This is a genomic window from Pseudomonas huaxiensis, assembly GCF_003231275.1.
Classification (GTDB): Bacteria; Pseudomonadota; Gammaproteobacteria; order Pseudomonadales; family Pseudomonadaceae; genus Aquipseudomonas; species Aquipseudomonas huaxiensis.
Genome location: NZ_QKVL01000029.1, coordinates 48092 through 68200 on the forward strand (window position 1 = coordinate 48092; position 20109 = coordinate 68200).

Annotated in this window: 14 protein-coding genes; 8 read left to right on the forward strand and 6 right to left on the reverse strand. The window is 61.8% G+C overall.

All coding sequences use genetic code 11. The features are described 5' to 3' along the window. Positions 1-79 precede the first annotated feature (79 nt). The 5 genes from miaE (at position 80) to DM374_RS23965 (ending at position 5549) form a co-directional block, all read left to right on the forward strand. Positions 80-685, forward strand: a complete 606-nt coding sequence (gene miaE / locus DM374_RS23945; protein WP_110972097.1) for a tRNA-(ms[2]io[6]A)-hydroxylase — start codon at positions 80-82, stop codon at positions 683-685. Positions 686-856: 171 nt separating this feature from the next. Then, entirely contained in the window at positions 857-1330 is a 474-nt protein-coding gene (locus DM374_RS23950; protein ID WP_110972098.1) for a MarR family winged helix-turn-helix transcriptional regulator, read from the forward strand. Continuing rightward, complete coding sequence (locus tag DM374_RS23955; protein WP_110972099.1) at positions 1327-2808, forward strand: efflux transporter outer membrane subunit; 1482 nt, start codon at positions 1327-1329, stop codon at positions 2806-2808. The genes DM374_RS23950 and DM374_RS23955 overlap by 4 nt, the downstream gene beginning before the upstream one ends. Before the next feature lie 18 nt (positions 2809-2826). Beyond that, complete coding sequence (locus DM374_RS23960) at positions 2827-4023, forward strand: HlyD family secretion protein (protein ID WP_110972100.1); 1197 nt, start codon at positions 2827-2829, stop codon at positions 4021-4023. Continuing rightward, the gene (locus DM374_RS23965) at positions 4020-5549 is read left to right on the forward strand and encodes a DHA2 family efflux MFS transporter permease subunit (protein ID WP_110972101.1); all 1530 of its coding nucleotides are present in this window, start codon (positions 4020-4022) and stop codon (positions 5547-5549) included. Before DM374_RS23960 ends, DM374_RS23965 begins: the two co-directional genes overlap by 4 nt. A 53-nt stretch (positions 5550-5602) precedes the next feature. Here the strand turns inward: DM374_RS23965 and DM374_RS23970 are convergent, their stop codons facing one another. From DM374_RS23970 to DM374_RS23980, 3 genes are all read right to left on the reverse strand, one after another. After that, positions 5603-5881, reverse strand: coding sequence for a hypothetical protein (locus DM374_RS23970; protein ID WP_110972102.1), 279 nt, complete (start codon positions 5879-5881; stop codon positions 5603-5605). Between the two features lie 291 nt (positions 5882-6172). Continuing rightward, entirely contained in the window at positions 6173-6898 is a 726-nt protein-coding gene (locus tag DM374_RS23975; RefSeq protein WP_110972103.1) for a UDP-2,3-diacylglucosamine diphosphatase, read from the reverse strand. Continuing rightward, complete coding sequence (locus DM374_RS23980) at positions 6895-7398, reverse strand: peptidylprolyl isomerase (RefSeq protein ID WP_110972104.1); 504 nt, start codon at positions 7396-7398, stop codon at positions 6895-6897. The genes DM374_RS23975 and DM374_RS23980 overlap by 4 nt, the downstream gene beginning before the upstream one ends. Positions 7399-7635: 237 nt before the next feature. Here DM374_RS23980 and DM374_RS23985 point away from each other — a divergent pair, with 237 nt between their 5' ends. Next, positions 7636-9336, forward strand: coding sequence for a glutamine--tRNA ligase/YqeY domain fusion protein (locus tag DM374_RS23985; RefSeq protein WP_110972105.1), 1701 nt, complete (start codon positions 7636-7638; stop codon positions 9334-9336). Between the two features lie 9 nt (positions 9337-9345). Continuing rightward, complete coding sequence (gene cysS, locus DM374_RS23990) at positions 9346-10728, forward strand: cysteine--tRNA ligase (protein WP_110972106.1); 1383 nt, start codon at positions 9346-9348, stop codon at positions 10726-10728. Positions 10729-10788: 60 nt separating this feature from the next. Here cysS and DM374_RS23995 read toward each other — a convergent pair whose 3' ends face one another. The 3 genes from DM374_RS23995 to DM374_RS24005 form a co-directional block, all read right to left on the reverse strand. Then, a complete protein-coding gene (locus DM374_RS23995) occupies positions 10789-12171 on the reverse strand; it encodes a sensor histidine kinase (protein WP_110972107.1) in 1383 nt (460 codons plus the stop codon). Continuing rightward, positions 12149-12829, reverse strand: coding sequence for a response regulator transcription factor (locus tag DM374_RS24000; RefSeq protein WP_110972108.1), 681 nt, complete (start codon positions 12827-12829; stop codon positions 12149-12151). Before DM374_RS24000 ends, DM374_RS23995 begins: the two co-directional genes overlap by 23 nt. A 162-nt stretch (positions 12830-12991) precedes the next feature. Further along, the gene (locus DM374_RS24005; RefSeq protein ID WP_110972109.1) at positions 12992-14011 is read right to left on the reverse strand and encodes a branched-chain amino acid aminotransferase; all 1020 of its coding nucleotides are present in this window, start codon (positions 14009-14011) and stop codon (positions 12992-12994) included. 332 nt (positions 14012-14343) lie between these two features. Here DM374_RS24005 and DM374_RS24010 point away from each other — a divergent pair, with 332 nt between their 5' ends. Next, positions 14344-19971 (forward strand): NEL-type E3 ubiquitin ligase domain-containing protein, encoded by a 5628-nt coding sequence (locus tag DM374_RS24010; protein WP_110972110.1) that lies wholly within the window; start codon positions 14344-14346, stop codon positions 19969-19971. The last annotated feature ends 138 nt before the right edge of the window (positions 19972-20109 follow it).

Genomic DNA, 20109 nt, shown 5'->3' on the forward strand with positions numbered 1-20109 from the left:
TATCAAAGCATAGTCACTGGTGATAGCCGCCCGCGCCGGTATAATCGCCGGCCCTGCCGCCTCATGCCTGTTGTGAATCATGGAACTCATCCCCGAAATCGAAGCCTTCCTCGGCTGCCGCACGCCAGATGCCTGGGTGCAAGCGGCGCTGGCCGATCAGGAAACAATGCTGATCGACCACAAGAATTGCGAGTTCAAGGCCGCCAGTACGGCGCTGAGCCTGATCGCCAAGTACAACACCCACATCGACCTGATCCACATGATGTCGCGCCTCGCCCGCGAGGAACTGGTGCACCACGAACAGGTGTTGCGTCTGATGAAGCGGCGCAAGGTGCCGCTGCGTCCGATCAATGCCGGCCGCTATGCCTCGAGCCTGCGCCGCCTGGTGCGTTCCCACGAACCGGTGAAGCTGGTCGACACCCTGGTGGTCGGTGCCTTTATCGAAGCGCGCAGTTGCGAGCGGTTCGCCACACTGGTGCCGCATCTCGACGAAGAACTCGGCAAGTTCTATCACGGCCTGCTGAAAAGCGAGGCGCGGCATTATCAGGGCTACCTGAAGTTGGCCTACCAATACGGCGACGCCGCTGATATCGAACGCACCATCGTCAAAGTCCGTGAAGCCGAGGCCGAACTGGTCGTTTCTCCGGACGAGGAATTCCGCTTCCACAGCGGCGTTCCAGCCTGAGTTCCCACGGCGCGCGGGTTCTCTGCGCGCCGATGTTTCCCTGCCTGAATCCCGACCGATCTACTCGGCCTTTCGTCGTCAAAATAGGAAGCAAGCTAATAAATGCCTGGACAATTAATGTCTGGGCAGTAATATCTGCTTACATCACTGCCTAAGCAGGTTTCTCCCTTCATGTCCCATTTCACTCCGGAAAACTTCCAGACCTGCACTATCGGCCTGCTCCTCGGGCGTGCTGCGCTGGTCAAGGACCGCATTCTCGACAGCCATCTGCAGGACTACGGCGTCACCGCCGCGCAGTTCAAGGTGCTGATCATCGTCGCCCAATACGGCGTCGACACCCCCGCCGAGCTGTGCCGTTACCTCGGCCTGGACAGCGGTTCCATGACCCGCATGCTCGACCGCCTCGAACAGAAAGACCTGATCGCCCGCAGTCGCTGCCCAGAGGACCGCCGGCAAGTGCGCGTCGAACTGACCGAAGAAGGACAGAAGCTCGCCGACCGTCTGCCGCATATCGGCGCCGAGGCGATGAACGAACTGGTCGGCGTGCTGGCGCCTGACGAGCTGGCCACGCTCACCGCGATTCTCACCAAGGTCCTGCTCAACGCCGGCGATTCGCTGACAGCGCTGCGGGTGAGTGACAAATGAACACCACCACCTTGCGCAGTAGCCTGAGCCTGCTGGTTATCGCCCTGACCCTGGCCGGTTGCGCCAGCTATCGCGGTCTCGCGCCGGAAGGCGAGCGCCTGGCGGCCAGCGACCTCAAGGCCGAACAGACCCTCAAGGGCGTCACACTGTCGCCGGCCGCCTGGCCGAAAAGCGACTGGTGGCGCAGCCTTGGTGATCCGCAACTGGACGGCCTGATCGGCGAAGCCCTGCGCGACAGCCCGGACATGCAGATCGCCAGCGCCCGCGCCCATCAGGCCAGCGCCGCAGCCTATGCCGCCGACGCCGATCGCATGCCGAGCCTGGACGCCAATGCCAGCGCCAGCCGCTCGCGGTTGGCGCGGGACCAGGATCCGGCCGGGCAGGGCGGTCGCTATTCGACCCTGCGCAGTCTGAGCCTCGACTTCAATTACACCTTCGACCTCTGGGGCGGCCAGCGTGCCGCCTGGGAAGCCGCGTTGGGCCAGGCCCGCGCCGCCGAAGTCGACCGCCAGGCCGCCAGTCTGACCCTCGCCGCCGACGTGGCCCGGGCCTACAGTCAGTTGGGCCAGGCCTATATCGTCCACGACCTGACCCAGGACGACCTCAAACGCACCCGGCAGATGCTCGACCTGGGTCAGCGCCGCCTGGCTGCCGGAATCGACAGCGAATACCAGCTCCAGCAGACCGAAAGCCTGGCCGCCAGCTCCGAAGAGCAGGCGATCAGCGCCCAGAAACAATTGCGCAGCGCGCAGATCGCCCTGGCGGTGTTGCTCGGCAAAGGGCCGGACCGTGCCCAGCAGATTGCCCGGCCCGCCGTGCTCAAACCGGGCGCGGTGGCGTTGCCATCGGTGCTGCCCGCCGAGCTGCTCGGTCGGCGTCCGGACCTGGTAGCGGCGCGCTGGCGAGTCGAGGCGGCGAGCAAGTCGATCGACGCGAGCAAGACCCGCTTCTACCCCAACCTCAACCTGAGCGCCGCGGCTGGCACGCAGGCGTTGCTGGGCGATGCGATCTTCGGTGCGCCGAGCCGCTTCTTCAATATTGCCCCGACCATCTCGTTGCCGATCTTCGATGGTGGCCGCCTGCGCGCCGACCTCGATGCCCGCGACGCCGACTACGACCTGGCCGTTGCCCAGTACAACAAGAGCCTGGTCAACGCCCTCGGCGAAGTCAGCGACAACATCGACCAGTTGCATGCCCTCGGCGAGCAGGTGGCGACCAAACAGCGTGCCACCGACATCGCCCAGCAGTCCTACGACACCGTCATGCAGCGCTACGGCTCCGGCATCGGCAACTTCCTCGATGTGCTGAGCATCGAGCAGCAACTGCTGCAGGCCCAGCGCCAACTGGCCGAGCTCAATGCTGAGCGCATCGACCGTTCGATCCTGCTGATGCAGGCGCTCGGCGGTGGTTTCCAGCCTGATGCGGCATCCCAACAACAGCAGGCCGCAGCAGCATCGCCGGCCTCCCGTCACCCTTAATCGCCAAGGTATTCGTCAATGGCTACCCCAACTTCGGACACTGCCGTCAACGAGCAGGACGTTAATAATCAGCGCAAGCGCAAGACCTGGCTGCTCGGGCTGCTACTCGTGGTGCTCGCCATCGGCGCCGGCACCTGGGCCTGGCATGAGCTGTACGGGCGCTGGACTGAAAGCACCGACGACGCCTACGTCAACGGCAACGTGGTCGAGATCACGCCGCTGATCAGCGGCACCGTGGTCAGCATCGGCGCCGACGATGGCGACCTGGTGCACGCCGGCCAGGAATTGATCCGCTTCGACCCGAGCGATGCCGAGGTCGGCCTGCAGGCTGCCGAGGCCAAGCTGGCCCGGGCGGTACGTCAGGTGCGCGGGCTGTACAGCAACGTCGACGGCATGAAAGCCCAGGTCGCTGCGCGCCAGGCCGAGCTGCAAAAGGCCCAGGAAAACTACAACCGGCGCAAGACCCTTGCCGCTGGTGGGGCGATTTCCCAGGAAGAACTGTCCCACGCCCGTGACGACCTGTCGTCGGCACAGAGCGCGCTGAGCAATGCCAAACAGCAACTGAACACCACCACCGCGCTGGTGGATGACACCGTGGTGTCGTCTCACCCTGAGGTTCAGGCCGCCGCCGCCGACCTGCGCCAGGCTTACCTGAGCAATGCCCGCACCACCCTGGTGGCGCCGGTCACCGGTTATGTCGCCAAGCGCACCGTGCAACTGGGTCAGCGCCTGGAGCCGGGCACCGCGACCATGGCGGTGATCCCGCTGGATCAGTTGTGGATCGACGCCAACTTCAAGGAAACCCAACTGCGCAACATGCGCATCGGCCAGCCGGTGGACATCAGCACCGACCTGTACGGCAGCGACGTCAAATACAGCGGCACCATCGACAGCCTCGGCGCCGGTACCGGCAGCGCGTTCGCCCTGCTGCCCGCGCAGAACGCCACCGGCAACTGGATCAAGATCGTCCAGCGCGTCCCGGTGCGGGTGCACATCAACGCTGAGCAACTGACCCAGCACCCGCTGCGCATCGGCCTGTCGACAACGGTCGACGTCGATCTGCACGACCAGAGCGGTCCGGTACTGGCCCAACAGGCGCCGCAGAAGGCGACCTTCGCCACCCAGGTGTATGACCGTCAACTGGCCGAGGCCGACACCCTGATTGCCCGGTTGATCCACGACAACAGCGCCAGCGACAAGACTGCCCAGCGATGAGCAACCAGGCTTCGTTCACCCCGCCGAGCCTGCTGCTGACCACCATCGGCCTGTCGCTCGCGACCTTCATGCAGGTGCTCGACACCACGATCGCCAACGTGGCGTTGCCGACCATTTCCGGCAACCTCGGCGTCAGTTCGGAGCAGGGCACCTGGGTCATCACCTCGTTTGCGGTGAGCAACGCCATTGCCCTGCCGTTGACCGGCTGGCTCAGCCGGCGCTTCGGCGAGGTCAAGTTGTTCATCTGGGCGACCCTGCTGTTCGTGCTGGCGTCGTTCCTCTGCGGGATCTCGCAGTCGATGCCGGAACTGGTGGGTTTCCGCATTCTCCAGGGCGTGGTCGCCGGGCCGCTGTACCCGATGACCCAGACCCTGCTGATTGCCGTCTATCCGCCGGCGAAACGCGGGATGGCCCTGGCGCTATTGGCGATGGTCACGGTGGTGGCGCCGATCGCGGGGCCGATTCTCGGAGGCTGGATCACCGACAGCTATAGCTGGCCGTGGATCTTCTTCATCAATATCCCCATCGGCCTGTTCGCCGCTGCCGTGGTTCGCCAGCAGATGCGCACGCGGCCGGTGCAGACCAGCCGCCAGCCGATGGACTACATCGGCCTGCTGAGCCTGATCATCGGGGTCGGCGCTTTGCAGATCGTGCTGGACAAGGGCAATGACCTGGACTGGTTCGAGTCGAACTTCATAGTCATTGGCAGCCTGATTTCCGTGGTGTTCATCGCGGTGTTCATCATCTGGGAACTGACCGACAAGCACCCGGTGGTGAACCTGCGGCTGTTTGCCCACCGCAACTTCCGCATCGGCACCATCGTGCTGGTGCTCGGCTATGCCGGGTTCTTCGGTATCAACCTGATCCTGCCGCAATGGCTGCAGACGCAGATGGGCTACACCGCGACCTGGGCCGGACTGGCGGTGGCGCCAATCGGCCTGCTGCCGGTGCTGCTGTCGCCTTTCGTCGGCAAGTACGCGCACCGCTTCGACCTGCGCCTGCTGGCCGGGCTTGCGTTTCTGGCGATTGGCGCGAGTTGCTTCATGCGGGCGGGGTTCACCCATGAAGTGGACTTCCAGCACGTAGCCCTGGTGCAGTTGTTCATGGGGATTGGCGTGGCACTGTTCTTCATGCCGACCCTGAGCATCCTGCTCTCGGACCTGCCGCCACAGCAGATCGCCGACGGCTCGGGCCTTGCGACTTTCCTGAGGACCTTGGGCGGCAGTTTTGCCGCGTCGCTGACCACCTGGATCTGGATCCGCCGCGCCGATCAGCACCATGCTTACCTGAGCGAAAGCATCAGCACCTATGAACCTGCGACTCGCGAGGCGCTGAACCAGATGGGCGGGGCAGGGGGCGCGTCATACCGGCAATTGGAGCAGATGCTCAGCAGCCAGGCGTACATGATGTCGACGGTGGATTATTTCACGCTGATGGGCTGGGTGTTCGCGGGGTTGATTCTGCTGGTATGGCTGGCGAAGCCGCCGTTTGCGGCGAAGGCGGGGCCGGCTGCGGGCGGGCATTGAAATAAGGCGGTAACCCCCAGGCGCCTAATCCATGCGCCCGGGGGTTGGTGCAATCAACCCAGCAGCAGCGGGGTGATCGAGATGATGCTTGGGTTGCCGCCGGCCGGTGCATAGACTTCCACGGCTACACGGCTGGTGCCTTCGTAGCCTGGGATGGACTGGTTGGCCACGTACTGGTACTTGATGCCGTTGACCACTTGGGAACGGACTTCCAGTGCCTTGTAGGTTGCGCCGATCAACTGCGAGGTGACTTTGTCGAAGATGGCCTGTTCGTTGGAGTCCAGAGCGTGCAGTGGAGTCCAGCCACCAACAATTTGTGCTTGAGCGGTCATGCGGTTTATCTCCCTATAAATTCCTACTCGTCTGGCTTTTCGGATATCGCCCCGTTTATTCGATGGTTTCCGGCATCCATGTTCGCGGTGTTTGGCTGTGATCCAGTTCACATAATGGCTCTACGATATCACTGGCAAAGATGGCGTCTGTCGGTCATTGGCTTCGCGAAATGTAAGCGATCGCCCACGACAGATACGTATTTGAAGCTGCGTGCGCAAAGTAGTGCGGGGAGACTTTCGGAGGGTTCAGGCAGGGGGGAGGCTTCGCGGCCGGTGCCGCGAAGCGGGTGTTCAGGCGAACGCGAACGGAGCCAGTTGAAAACCCTGTTCATCCACCTGCAGGGCCCAGCCTTGGCGGTCCCAGTCACCCAGAACGATGCGGCGTCCAGCGCTGCCGTCATCGAGGGTGAGCTTGTGGATCGCCGGCCGATGGGTATGGCCGTGGACCAGGGTGTGCACGCCATGCTGCTGCATGATTCGTGGCACTTCCTCGGTGGTCACATCGATGATGTCGGTGGCTTTCATGCGGGTCTGCGTCTTGCTTTCACTGCGCAGTTTGCGCGCCAGCTTGCGCCGGGTGCTCAGCGGCAGATGACGCAGGATCCACAGGCTCAGCGGGTTGCGCAGGGTGCGGCGCAGCTTCATATAGGCTTCGTCGCGGGTGCACAGGCTGTCGCCGTGCATTAGCAGCACAGGCTCACCGCCCATCTCGACCACGCTGGGATCGCGCAGCAGGGTGACGCCCGCGGCCTTGCAGAAGGCCTTGCCAATCAGGAAGTCGCGATTGCCGTGCATCAGGAACACCTGAGTGCCGCTGTCGCTCAGCGTACGCAGGGCCTGGCAGATTGAAGTCTGGAACGGCGTCATGCCGTCATCGCCGATCCAGGCCTCGAAAAAGTCGCCCAGGATGTACAACGCTTGTGCATCTCGGGCGCGGGTTGCCAGCAGATCAAGAAACGCCCGGGTAATGTCCGGGCGTTCTTCTTGCAGATGCAGATCGGAGATCAGCAGTATCACTCAATGATCTCGGCTTTCTCGATGATCACGTCTTCTTTCGGCACGTCCTGGTGGCCGGATTTGGAACTGGTATCAACGGCTTTGATCTTGTCGACGACTTCGGTGCCTTCGGTCACTTTGCCGAACACGGCGTAGCCCCAGCCTTGCACGTTCTTGCCGCTGTGGTTGAGGAAGCTGTTGTCGGCAACGTTGATGAAGAACTGTGCCGACGCCGAATGCGGTTCCATGGTGCGGGCCATGGCGATGGTGTACTTGTCGTTGCTGAGGCCGTTGTCGGCTTCGTTCTGGATGCTTGGGCGCTTGTCTTTCTTCTCTTTCATGCCCGGCTCGAAACCGCCGCCCTGGATCATGAAGTTGCCGATGACGCGGTGGAATACGGTGTTGCTGTAGTGACCAGCATTTACGTATTCGATGAAGTTGGCCACGGTGATCGGGGCTTTTTCTGCATTCAGTTCCACAACGATATCGCCGTGGTTGGTGCTCAATTTGACTTTGGCCATGCTGAAATTCGCTCTCTCAAGGCATGTGGGAAGGAGGGGTGTAAAAATGCGTATTTGACCCTGACGCCCGCTCTGGCGTCGGCGATACGTTCATTGTGCTGATTTTTTTGCGGTGCCTGCCCATATTAGCGCCGGTTTGTCGGCGCGGTGCTGTCGGCAGCGCGACCGCTTCGGCTATGATAAGCGCTTTGTTTCACGCGGCCTACCCGGGCCGAAGACCAGAATTCCAAGGATCCTATGAGCAAGCCCACTGCTGACACCGCTCCCAATGCCGCCAAAGGCGCGCCCGCCGTCCCTGTCAATTTCCTGCGCCCGATCGTGCAGGCCGACCTGGAATCGGGCAAGCACAGCAGCATCGTTACCCGTTTCCCGCCTGAGCCCAACGGTTACCTGCACATCGGCCATGCCAAGTCGATCTGTGTGAACTTCGGCCTGGCCAAGGAATTCGGCGGTGCCTGCCACCTGCGTTTCGATGACACCAACCCGGCCAAAGAGGACCAGGAGTACATCGACGCCATCCAGGAAGACGTCAAGTGGCTGGGCTTCGAATGGACCGGTCCCGTACGCTACGCCTCCCAGTACTTCGATCAACTGCACGACTGGGCCGTGGATCTGATCAAGTCGGGCAACGCCTATGTCTGCGACCTGACCCCTGAGCAAGCCAGGGAATACCGCGGCAACCTGACCGAGCCGGGCAAGAACAGCCCGTTCCGCGAGCGCAGCGTCGAGGAAAACCTGGACCTGTTCGCCCGCATGAAAGCCGGCGAGTTCAAGGACGGCGAGCGCGTGCTGCGGGCGAAGATCGACATGGCGTCGCCGAACATGAACCTGCGCGACCCGATCCTGTACCGCATCCGTCATGCCCACCACCACCAGACCGGTGACACGTGGTGCATCTACCCGAACTACGACTTCACCCATGGCCAGTCCGATGCCATCGAAGGCATCACCCACTCCATCTGCACCCTGGAGTTCGAAGGCCATCGTCCGCTCTACGAGTGGTTCCTGGACAACCTGCCGGTGCCGGCCAAGCCGCGTCAGTACGAGTTCAGCCGCCTGAACCTGAACTACACCATCACCAGCAAGCGCAAGCTCAAGCAACTGGTCGACGAGAAGCATGTCGAAGGTTGGGATGATCCGCGCATGTCGACCCTTTCCGGTTTCCGTCGCCGCGGCTACACCCCGGCCTCGATCCGCAACTTCTGCGAAATGATCGGCACCAACCGTTCCGACGGCGTGGTCGACATGTCGATGCTGGAATTCAGCATCCGTGACGACCTCGACCGCACCGCGCCGCGTGCCATGTGCGTGCTGCGTCCGCTGAAAGTGACCATCACCAACTATCCGGAAGGCCAGGTCGAGAACCTCGAACTGCCGCGCCATCCGAAGGAAGACATGGGCGTGCGCGCCCTGCCGTTCGCCCGCGAGCTGTACATCGACCGCGACGATTTCATGGAAGAACCGCCGAAGGGCTACAAGCGCCTGGAACCCGCCGGTGAAGTGCGCCTGCGCGGCAGCTACGTGATCCGCGCCGACGAGGCCATCAAGGATGCCGACGGCAACATCATCGAACTGCTCTGCTCCTACGACCCTGACACCCTGGGCAAGAACCCCGAGGGCCGCAAGGTCAAGGGCGTGATCCACTGGGTTCCGGCCGCTGCCAGCGTCGAGTGCGAAGTGCGTCTGTACGACCGCCTGTTCCGCGCGGCCAACCCGGAGAAAGCGGAAGAGGGCGGCAGCTTCCTCGACAACATCAACCCAGACTCGCTGCAGGTGCTCAGTGGTTGTCGTGCCGAGCCGTCGCTGGGCAATGCCCAGCCTGAAGACCGCTTCCAGTTCGAGCGCGAAGGTTACTTCTGCGCAGACCTGAAAGACTCCCGTCCAGGCCGTCCGGTATTCAACCGCACCGTGTCCCTGCGTGACTCCTGGGGCAGCTGAGGAATTTTCGTGCTTAACATCTACAACACCCTGAGCAAGACCAAGGAAGTTTTCAAACCGCTGGACGGCAACAAGGTGCGGATGTACGTCTGCGGCATGACCGTGTACGACTTCTGCCACCTCGGTCACGGCCGCAGCATGGTCGCCTTCGACCTGGCCACTCGCTGGCTGCGTTACAGCGGCTACGACCTGACCTACGTGCGCAACATCACCGACATCGATGACAAGATCATCAACCGTGCCAACGAGAACGGCGAGTCGTTCGACGCCCTGACCGCGCGCATGATCGATGCGATGCACGAAGACGAGCGCCGCCTGAACATCCTGCCACCGGACCTGGAGCCACGTGCCACCGACCATATCCCCGGCATGCACGCGATGATCCAGACCCTGATCGACAAGGGCTACGCCTACGCGCCGGGCAACGGCGACGTGTACTACCGCGTCGGCAAGTTCGTCGGCTACGGCAAGCTGTCGCGCAAGAAGATCGAAGACCTGCGCATCGGTGCACGGATCGAAGTCGACGAGGCCAAGCAGGATCCACTGGACTTCGTGCTGTGGAAGGGCGTCAAGCCGGGCGAGCCGAGCTGGGAGTCGCCATGGGGCGCGGGTCGTCCGGGCTGGCACATCGAATGCTCGGTGATGTCCACCTGCTGCCTGGGCGAGAGCTTCGACATCCACGGTGGCGGCAGCGACCTGGAGTTCCCGCACCACGAGAACGAAATCGCCCAGAGCGAGGCCGCGACCGGCAAGCAGTACGCCAATTCGTGGATGCACTGCGGGATGATCCGCATCAACGGCGAGAAGATGTCTAAGTCGTTGAACAACTTCTTCACCATTCGCGACGTGCTGGAAAAGTATCACCCGGAGGTGGTGCGCTACCTGCTGGTGTCGAGCCACTACCGCAGCGCCATCAACTACTCCGAAGACAGCCTGCGCGACTCGAAAGGCGCCCTGGAGCGGTTCTATCACGCCCTGCGCGGCTTGCCGATCGTGGCACCGCAAGGCGGCGACGAGTATGTCGAGCGCTTCGCTGCGGCGATGAACGACGACTTCGGTACGCCGGAAGCCTGCGCCGTGTTGTTCGATCTGGTACGCGAGATCAATCGCCTGCGCGAGAGCGATCCACTGACCGCTGCGGGCCTCGCCGGGCGCCTGCGTGAGCTGGGCGGTTTGCTGGGTGTGCTGCAACTGGATGCCGATGACTTCCTGCGTGCCGGTGCCGAAGGCAAGGTTGATGCGGCTGAAGTCGAAGCCCTGATCCAGGCGCGCCTGCAGGCGCGCGCCGACAAGAACTGGGGCGAATCCGACCGGATTCGTGATCAGTTGGCGGCGATGGGTGTGGTGCTGGAAGACAAGAAGGGCGCGACCACCTGGCGTCTGGCTGACTGATCCCGGCTTGGGGCGCATGGCCCTGTAGGCGCGGGTAAACCCGCGCCTACAGGGACCGCGCTACACCTGGCCTCGGCAATGCACCACCAACCGCGCACCACCCCACTCGCTTTCCCCCACCTCCAACTGATACCCATGCAGGTCGACGATCGCCGAGACGATCGATAACCCCAGACCGAAGCCGGCATGGCGGTGGCCTTCCTCGCTCCGGTAGAAGCGCTTCAGTACCGTCTCGCGTTCTTCCTCGGGAATCCCCGGGCCGCTGTCCTCCACCGCGATATGCACACCTGCGTCATCGCCGTCGGCGCTGATACGCACCCGTCCGCCGGCCGGGGTGAACTTGATGGCGTTGCCCACCAGGTTGGCCAGGGCCTCGAACAGCAGTTCATGGTCGCCAAACAGCATCGGCAACGACTCGGCAACCCGTAGTTCAAGGGCAATCTCGCCGTCCTCGGCCAGCGGTAAGTAGAAGTCGTGGAGTTCGACCAGCAATGCCTGGGCCTGCAGTTCGACGAAGCCGGCACGGCGCTGGCGGTCTTCCAGTTCGCTGATGCGCAGCAGCCCGCGGAAACGCGCCATCAGGGTGTCGGTCTCGGCGATGGCCTGTTCCATCGCCTCGGCCTGCGGCGCGTCATCGCCGGCCTGCTGGCGGATGCGGTAGAGCTGGGCGCGCAGGCGGGTCAGCGGGGTGCGCAGGTCGTGGGCAATGTTGTCGCAGACGCCCTTGACCTCGTGCATCAGCCGTTCGATGCGGTCGAGCATGGCGTTGACGATGGCGGCGAGCATGTCCAGTTCGTCGCGGCGTTGCGACAGTGGCAGGCGCCGGGTCAGGTCACCGGCGACGATCTGTTCGGCGGTGGCCTGGATCGCGCGGATCCGCTTCAGCGGTCGGCGGCGCAGCCAGTACCAGCCGGCGATGCCGGGAATGATGGTCAGCGACAGGCCCCAGAGCAGGGCGTGGAGGATGATTCGGGTGACCACGAACAGCGAACCGTTGTCCCGCACCAACACCAGCCAGCGACCATCCTGGACCTTGAGCGCCACTGCATCGCAACTGTCCCGCGGCAGGCGCGGGTCGTCGGCGTCGAGGCAGCGGCTGATTTCATGGATGCGTCCGTCCAGGCCCAGTTCAGCGGGCATCTGGCGGATCTGCCCGCCCAGCGGGTTGAACTGCGGATCGAACAGGCCATAGGCGTCGAAACTGCGTTCTTCGAAAGCCTGGCTGGCGATCAGCGCGTCATCCAGTTGCTTGCCGCTCATGTGGGCAAACAGGTGCTGACGTTGCATCAGCGAATGACGGGTGAGCTTGTTCAGGTAGCTGGACACTTCGAAGTACAGCACCCCCATGAGGATGCTGCTCCAGGCCACGAACAGAAAACTGTACAGCGCAAGCAGTCGGCTGGTTGACGAACTCCAGCCCTTAGACGGGTTCGGCAATGGCATAGCCGGAGCCTCGCACGGTGCGAATCAGCGGCGTCTGGCCGGGGGCGTCGATCTTCTTGCGCAGGCGGCCGATATGAACGTCGATCAGGTTGGTGCCGGGGTCGAAGTGATAGCCCCAGACTTCCTCGAAAATCATCATCCGGGTGATGACCTGGCCGGCATGGCGCATGAGGAATTCCAGCAGCTTGTACTCAGTGGGCAGCAGGTTGAGCGACTGCTCGCCGCGGCGCGCCTCATGGCTGATCAGGTCCAGTTGCAGGTCGGCGACCTGCAGGCGGGTCTCGGTCATCGGCACACTGTTGCGGCGCAACAACACCTCGACGCGGGCAGCCATCTCGTCAGAGGCGAAGGGTTTCGTCAGGTAGTCGTCACCGCCGGCACGCAGGCCGCGAACCCGCTCATCGACATCGGAGAGGGCGCTGATCATCAGGATCGGCGTGGCGATCTTCAGGTTGCGCAGGGTGGTGACAATCGTCAGGCCATCGACCTCGGGGAGCATCCGGTCGACGGTGATCAGGTCATAGCCGCCGGCGATTGCACGGGACAGGCCTTCGCGGCCGTTATCGACCCAATCGACCTCCAGGCCGTGGCTGGAAAGTTCGGCGACGATTTCCTGGCCAGTGACGGCGTCGTCTTCGATAGTCAGTACGCGGGGCATGCTTTTACCTGGGCGGCGAGTTGAGGTTCGATTGTGCCAAAGAATAGACAGCGCCCGTCCTGAAGAAAAATTCATGTAGAAAAGCCGCTGAGCGGCGACCGTGCTGTGTGGAAACCAGCCTGATCGCCGCTCAGCGGCTTTCTGTGTGGCGAGGAAAGAGCGTCAGGCGACCTTGACGATCCAGCCCGCTGGCGCTTCGACGTCACCGCTCTGGATACCGGTCAGCTCGTTGTAGAGCTTCTGGGTGACCGGACCGACCTCGGTTTCGCTGTGGAATACGTGCAGCTTGTCGTTGTACTGGATGCCACCGATCGGGGTGATGACCGCGGCGGTACCGCAGGCGCCGGCTTCCTTGAACTTGGCGATTTCGTCGATCAGCACGTCGCCTTCGATCACTTTCAGGCCCAGGCGCGAGGCGGCCAGTTCCATCAGCGACAGGCGGGTGATGCCTGGCAGCACGGACGCCGATTTCGGGGTGATGAATTCGTTGTCGCCGGTGATGCCGAAGAAGTTGGCCGAACCGACTTCCTCGATCTTGCTGTGGGTCATCGGGTCCAGGTAGATGGCATCGGCGAAGCCGGCTTTCTTGGCTTCCGCGCCCGGCATCAGGCTGGCTGCGTAGTTGCCGCCGACCTTGGCCGCACCGGTGCCTTGTGGGGCGGCGCGGTCGTAGCCGGAGATCACGAAGTTGTGCGGGGTCATGCCGCCCTTGAAGTACGAACCAACCGGGATGGCGAAGATCGAGAAGATGAACTCAGGTGCGGTGCGCACGCCGACGTTGTCGCCGACGCCGATGACGAATGGACGCAGGTACAGGGCGCCCTTGCCGTGTGGCGGAATGAAACGTTCGTTGGCCTTGACCACCTGTTTGCAGGCTTCGATGAAGGCGTCGGTCGGCACCAGCGGCATCAGCAGGCGGGCGCAGCTGCGCTGCATGCGCAGGGCGTTCTGGTCAGGGCGGAACAGGTTGATCGAGCCGTCCTTGCAGCGGTAGGCCTTCATGCCTTCGAAGCACTGTTGGCCGTAATGCAGCGCGGTGGAACCTTCGCTGATGTGCAGGACGTTGTCTTCAGTCAGGGTGCCTTGGTCCCACTCGCCATTACGGAAGTAGGAAAGGTAGCGCTTGTCGGTCTTGATGTAGTCGAAGCCCAGCTTGTCCCAGTTAATGCTTTCGTTGCTCATGGCACCCTCGATCGGTTGGCAAATGCCTGAATGGTCAGGCCACGCATCTTGCGCAAGCAGCCACGATAATACATCCCGTGCAGATCGGAAACGCCTCCGGGCAGATTCCCGCCGCGAAGGCCGGTTGTGCCGGGGATCCCGGGGCGGTGGCGAGCGGGTGTATCGCGCGCGAAAGTGCCTGATCGAACGAATAAGTTTGGGGTGTTATTTATAGTCGATATACGTTTGAAGTCTTGATCCAATGTTTGGTATTTCAATGAGTTATTTGCGCTTTTTATTAATCGGGTGGGCGTTACTCTGGAGTGCCTCTCAATAAGAAGAAGGCCGCTCTTATGTCTGAAGTTATGCGTGATGCAATGGTGCAGGTTAATGATAACTCCGCGAACACCGAACACTTCGTGACGGTCGAGGGCAACATCCCCGACTGGTTGAAAAGTGCCTCTTCCAAAACCCGTGACGCGTTGCGTAAAAAGGGGCCGCCGCCGCCGGCCGGGCTCGAACAGGTGCCGCGTCCCGGCCCGGATGCTGCCCGCCAGTTGCACCATACCTACGCGGGTCACTTGCGCGATGAACAACAAGTCAACCAGGTGCTGGCAGGTTTGCCCGCCCCCGATGTGTTTGCCGAGCCGTTGCTCAAGGCGGCAATCCGGGACGAGTTCGGGCTGGAGCTCGATGTCCGCACCTGTTACCTGTTCCATGCCAGGCGGGCCGCCATGGACGTTCCCCTCGAAGGGCCTTCGCAGGACCCGGCCGTTTTGGGGCAGGCATTGTTGAAGGCGGCAACCCAGTCGTTGCTGGCGTCGGCGTTGCAGAATTTCGAGGCGTGGGAAACGGATTCGGGGGCGATGGATAACGGGCGTATCGCCAAAGCGGGGATTTTCTCCGCGTACCCGGTTCTGGGTGTGGCGATCGACGGGCCGGAGGTTGATATACCCCCTGACAAGTTCGCGGCATTGTGCCGCAGGCTCGATCTGGGTGGCCAGTACCAGGCCTTGATACAGCAGACACTCAATCCCGCAGCGCCTGTTGCTGCGGTAAATCTGCGAGCGATGTTCCTGCGTTTCGAGCAATCGGCATTCGAACTTCAAGTGCAGCTCGCGGCCATGAAAAATACCATCAGCCAGACGACGCAGTTGGCATTGATGGCGTTGTTGAAAATGCCTTTTCTGGAAGAACCGCGCTGCAGTTTCTTGCAACTTTGGGATGTAAGGATGAGTGGCATCGTGGTCTTTCGTCTGGGCGGGGAAGTTGATGCTCAGGTGGAAAGCATCGTGGTGTATATACCCGATGATCCCTATAACCCGCTGCGTGAATACGAGTCTTCAGTGCAGTTTCTCCGTGTGCTGCGCGAAAGCATGCTGCAATCGGGCTATCTGGCGTTCTTTCAGCGATTCGTGCCGGCGCGCCATCGCAACAGGGTGTTCGGCAAGCTTGATCAGGCCTTTCATCCAAAGGTCTGGAACCCGTCGGGGTGGTATGAGCAGACGCTGGACCGAGACGCGAGGTTGCACCTCACGGATGAAGCCTTTTCCGGGTCACTGATTAACCGGCTGTTCGAGCAGAAAGTGGCCGTACTGCGGGACGATGGACTGTTTCATGCGGTGCCTACGGCGGAGCAAGACCACAAGTCGAGAATGGACAAACTGGCGTACTTTTTCGAAGAAGCGTTCGACGCCCTCAATATCGCCGCGTTCGTGGTGCCCGGGTTGGGCGAGGTGATGATGGGGGTAATGGCCGTACAACTGAGCTATGAAGTCTTCGAAGGTATCGAAAGCCTGGCGCAGGGAGAAAAAGACCAGGCGTGGGGCTATTTCATGGACGTGGTGGACAATGTGGCGCTGGTCGCCGTGTTGGGCGCCGCCTCCGCAGGCGGCGGACGTATTCCAGCGGTGGAGGTACCCGAGGTGGTCAAGCCAATGCGGCCGGTACGCCTGGCCGACGGCAGCACCCGTTTATGGAAGCCGGACGTGCAGCCTTATGCCCACGATATCGTCCTGCCAGCGGGACTCAAACCCAACGCACTGGGCCTGTACGAGCATCAAGGCAAGCAATGGCTGGCGCTGGAAGGACGCACTTACGCGGTCAAACCTCAGCCATACCGACTGGCGCATCCCGTTCGGTCTGATGCCTATGAACCGCGCCTGCGCCACAATCAGGCGGGCGTCTGGTTGCATGAGGCGGACCAGCCGATGGAGTGGCAGGGTGTCCAGTTGCTGCGCCGGCTTGGCTTTTCCAGTGATGAGTTTTCCGATGATGAGGTCGTGCGCATTCTGCGGGTCAGTGGCAGCTCCGAATCGATGTTGCGGCATGCCCTGGTCGAAGGCGGGCGCCCGCCGGCCCTGTTGGTAGATACCGCACAGCGGACGAAGCTGGACCGCGAGGCGGCGCAGGCCATTGGCGAAAACGCCGTTGACCCGGCCGATGCCAGTCGCCGGCGGCGCGACTGGTTTACCGAACGCTATCAAGCCCTGCAAGTGCGTGAGTCTGTGCCGGTTTCAGCGGTTCAGCGCGCATTCCCCGGATTGCCCACCCCGGTGGTCGAGGAACTGCTGGAGCACGCAAACCCTGCCGAACTGGAACGCTTGCGCGCCGAACAGCGTGTACCACAGCGGATCGCCGAAGAGGCGCGGGCGTACCTGCAGAGTACTCGTCTGGCCCGCGCGTACGAGGGCTTGCGCCTGGAATCGGTGTACAACCCTGACAGCGACAAGCTGCTGCTGCATACCGTCGAAGCCATGCCGGGCTGGTCACCCCTGGTGCGTGTGGAAGTGCGCAATGCCTCGTTTCATGGGCCGTTGATCGACAGCGTCGGCCCGGTCGATGCGCCGATTCACAAAGTTCTGGTCAAGCAGGGCGAGCGCTATCAAGCCCGCGATGCACAGGATCAGCATCTTCACGGTAGCGACGACTTCTACGCCGCGCTGTTGCACGCACTGCCGGACCTGCAACGCACGGAGCTGGGTTTCCCCCACGTTGGTCAGGGCGCGGATCTGAAGCGCGCCGTGCAGGCGCAGCCGCTATTGCCCAGGCAAGTGCTGCGCAAGGTGTTGAACCTGCAGTCCGTCGAGCCGTCCGGCAAATCGCCCATGCGTCTTGCCGATGGCCGGCTTGGTTATCCGTTGAGCGGAAGGGGCACGCTCCCCGGCTTTTTCACGGAGGACAGCTTGCTGGACAAGATTCGGCTGCTCGAATTTCGCAGTGCCTACCCCGAAGAGGTGCTTGGAGAGCTATATGCCGCTGGCCTGGACCGTGCAGCCATTGATGTCCGGTTGAATCAGCTTCTGGATGAGGAGCGCGCGCTACGCAGCAGCCTTGCCGAGTGGGAGCTGGCCTCGGCCTCGATACTGGAGCAGGGCTCGTGGCCGAATGAAATCCGTGAGCGTCTTGGCGAGGAGCTTTGGGCTCGCTGGGAAGCCGATAACATGAATCGGCGCCACAGCTCTCGTCAGCGCATCGGTGAGGCGCTCTGGGCACATTGGGAAGCCAATAGCTTGCCCGAGCGTGGGCGCTCCGCTTCGTTGTGTCTGACGAACGTTGCCCTGGCTGACGTCCCCGAACAATTACCGGACTTTGTCTATCAACGTGTGCAAGAACTTGACCTTACCCACAGTGCTTTGAGTTCGGGCACCTGGCCACCCGACCCGCAGTTTTTGAACCGTTTCCTTGGCCGATTCCCGCAATTGGCGTCCGTGGTAATACGTGAAGGGGTCAGTGCCAACTTCGACCTGCTTCTGGGGGCTCTGCAGCCCTCGCCACCACGGTTGAGAAACCTTCAGTTGACCAACATGCGAACCTTTGTCACTCAGCGTAACCTGGACACTCTGGGCCGGTTGAATCTGCGGCGACTGGATTTGAGTGGCAACCTTCTGAGCTCTTTGTCGCCGAGCGAGGCCGTCCGCTTGAACCTGGATTATTTCGGGTTGGATCGCATGGATATAACCGCGTGGCCGCACTGGCTTGACAGCAACGCCTTGAACACAATTTCCGAGCTGTCGTTGATGAGCAATCGCATCACGAGGATTCCCGACGCCATTCAGGAAAACCCCCTCGCGGGGAGCCGCTGCCGCATAGCGCTTCAGGGCAATCCACTGCCCGGAGAAGCGATCAAAGCGCTTCGACTGAGTGAGGGGCCCGATCGCCGTTTCAGCTTTGATCTGGACGTTCAGCCCGTGCTTGCGCTGGAACTGGATCTGATTATGCAAGAACGTGCGGTGTTATCCGATGCACTTGATAACTGGGCCGAGGCATCCACCTCTACGGCTCCGGTAAATGCACAGCAGACGAGCATGCGGCGGCGGATCCGCGACAGCATTCTGGAGTTCTGGAACAACGAGCCCAACGCCATCATTCGCAAGGTTCTGCGGCTTGACTCGGTCGAGCTCAGTGAGTTCCCTCCGGTGCTGCCGGCCTTTTTTTATGAGCGCGTTTATCGCCTGGAACTGCTGCGACCTGCCGCCACCACGCAACAGCTCAACCGCTTCTTGCGCTATTTTCCCCAGCTTGACGTCGTGACATTGGAGGGACACATCACCCCGATGCTTGAACTGCCCGAAGCGCTGCTCGAGTTGCCTGACCTTTTTAGCTTGTCGCTGCGCTCCCAGGGCTTGACCATTGATCAGGCGGCCGTGGACTTTTTTGCACGGATTAAAAAACTGGAAAACCTTGACCTTGACGACAACGTAATAGGCACCGTTTTGGATGGTTCTGCCCTGGGTCGTGACAGGCAAGCGCTAACCCTGAGTCTTAACAATGTCGGGCTGCAGTCGTGGCCTGCATGGCTTGATACCTTGCTGCCTGACTCAATGGAAATGCTGTGCCTGGAAAACAACCAGATCCGCGAGTTGCCCGAGTTCTTGCTGAACAACTATCGCTGTGAAACCGGCCATACCGATATCGTCCTCAGGGGCAACCCGCTGCCCGATGAGGTGATGCGTCGCGCACATGTATCGGAGTCTTACAACCGACCTTATTCATTCAACATGGACTTGCCGGATGAGATCCGCAGGCTTCCACCAGATCGTCATGATTCGGACTCCGAGCAGGAGGACACGGATCAGGAATCCTACGGCCACACCCATGGCGCTGGCGAGGTCGAACCGGTGGCGATTTCCGTAGAGCCGTGGCTGGCAGGAGAGGTAGACGAGGAGCCTCTGCGCCGTGCGACGTGGCAGCAACTGGAAGGTGTCGACAACGCGCGTGACCTGCTGGGAATGGTGGCGCACCTGCGCAACACTGCGGATTATCGACGGGCGATGAGCCGTCCGGAGCTGATCGAGCGGGTATGGCGTGTACTGGATGCGGCGGCCAGAGACACTGAAATGCGGTTGATTCTGAACGGTATGGCTGAGGAACCGTTGCGGCTGGTGCAGAACTACGACACCTGTCCTGATGGGATTCGTCTGGAGTTCAACCAGATGGAGGTTCAGGTGTACATCCGCCAATCGCTGCGGGATGCCTCCGAGCTAGAGCGCGGACAAGTCCTGTGTCGGCTCACCTTGCGCCTGTATCGCCTGCAGGCCCTGGATGATATTGCACGCGAGCGGGCCGCTGGCCGGGACGAGGCAGAAGTCCGCCTGGCCTACCGTTTGCACTGGGCCGAGCTCCTCGACCTGCCATTGCCTCCGAGCAGGATGTTGTATCAGTCCTACGCTGAGATTCGGCCCGGAGAGCTCGACAGTGCATTGGCCGAGGTCCATCAGGGCGAGCGCGGTCAGGCGTTTCTCGACTATGCCGCCCAGCGGGATTTCTGGTTGGAGTACCTGCGTGAGACGAACGTAGACCGTTTCAGGGCGATCCAGGACAACTTCGAGGCCCGAGTGCTGGACCTGACGGACCTTTATCCCGAGGACTCCTCTGACCAGTACAGTGCAAGGATCAAGGCATTGGAGGAGCAACGGGTCAAGGATGAGCGTCAACTGATCGAAGAGCTGACCAGCAGCGAAGTCCGCAAGTACGCATAAAGCGAGTGCTGAACGTGGCTGATTGATCCGTTGAAACAGAAACAGGCGAGGACGTTCTGGTGCACGGCCGCGCCTGTTTCTATTGATAAGGCTGAGTTTCCCATGAGCTGAATGGAACAAATGAAGAAGGTGGTATTT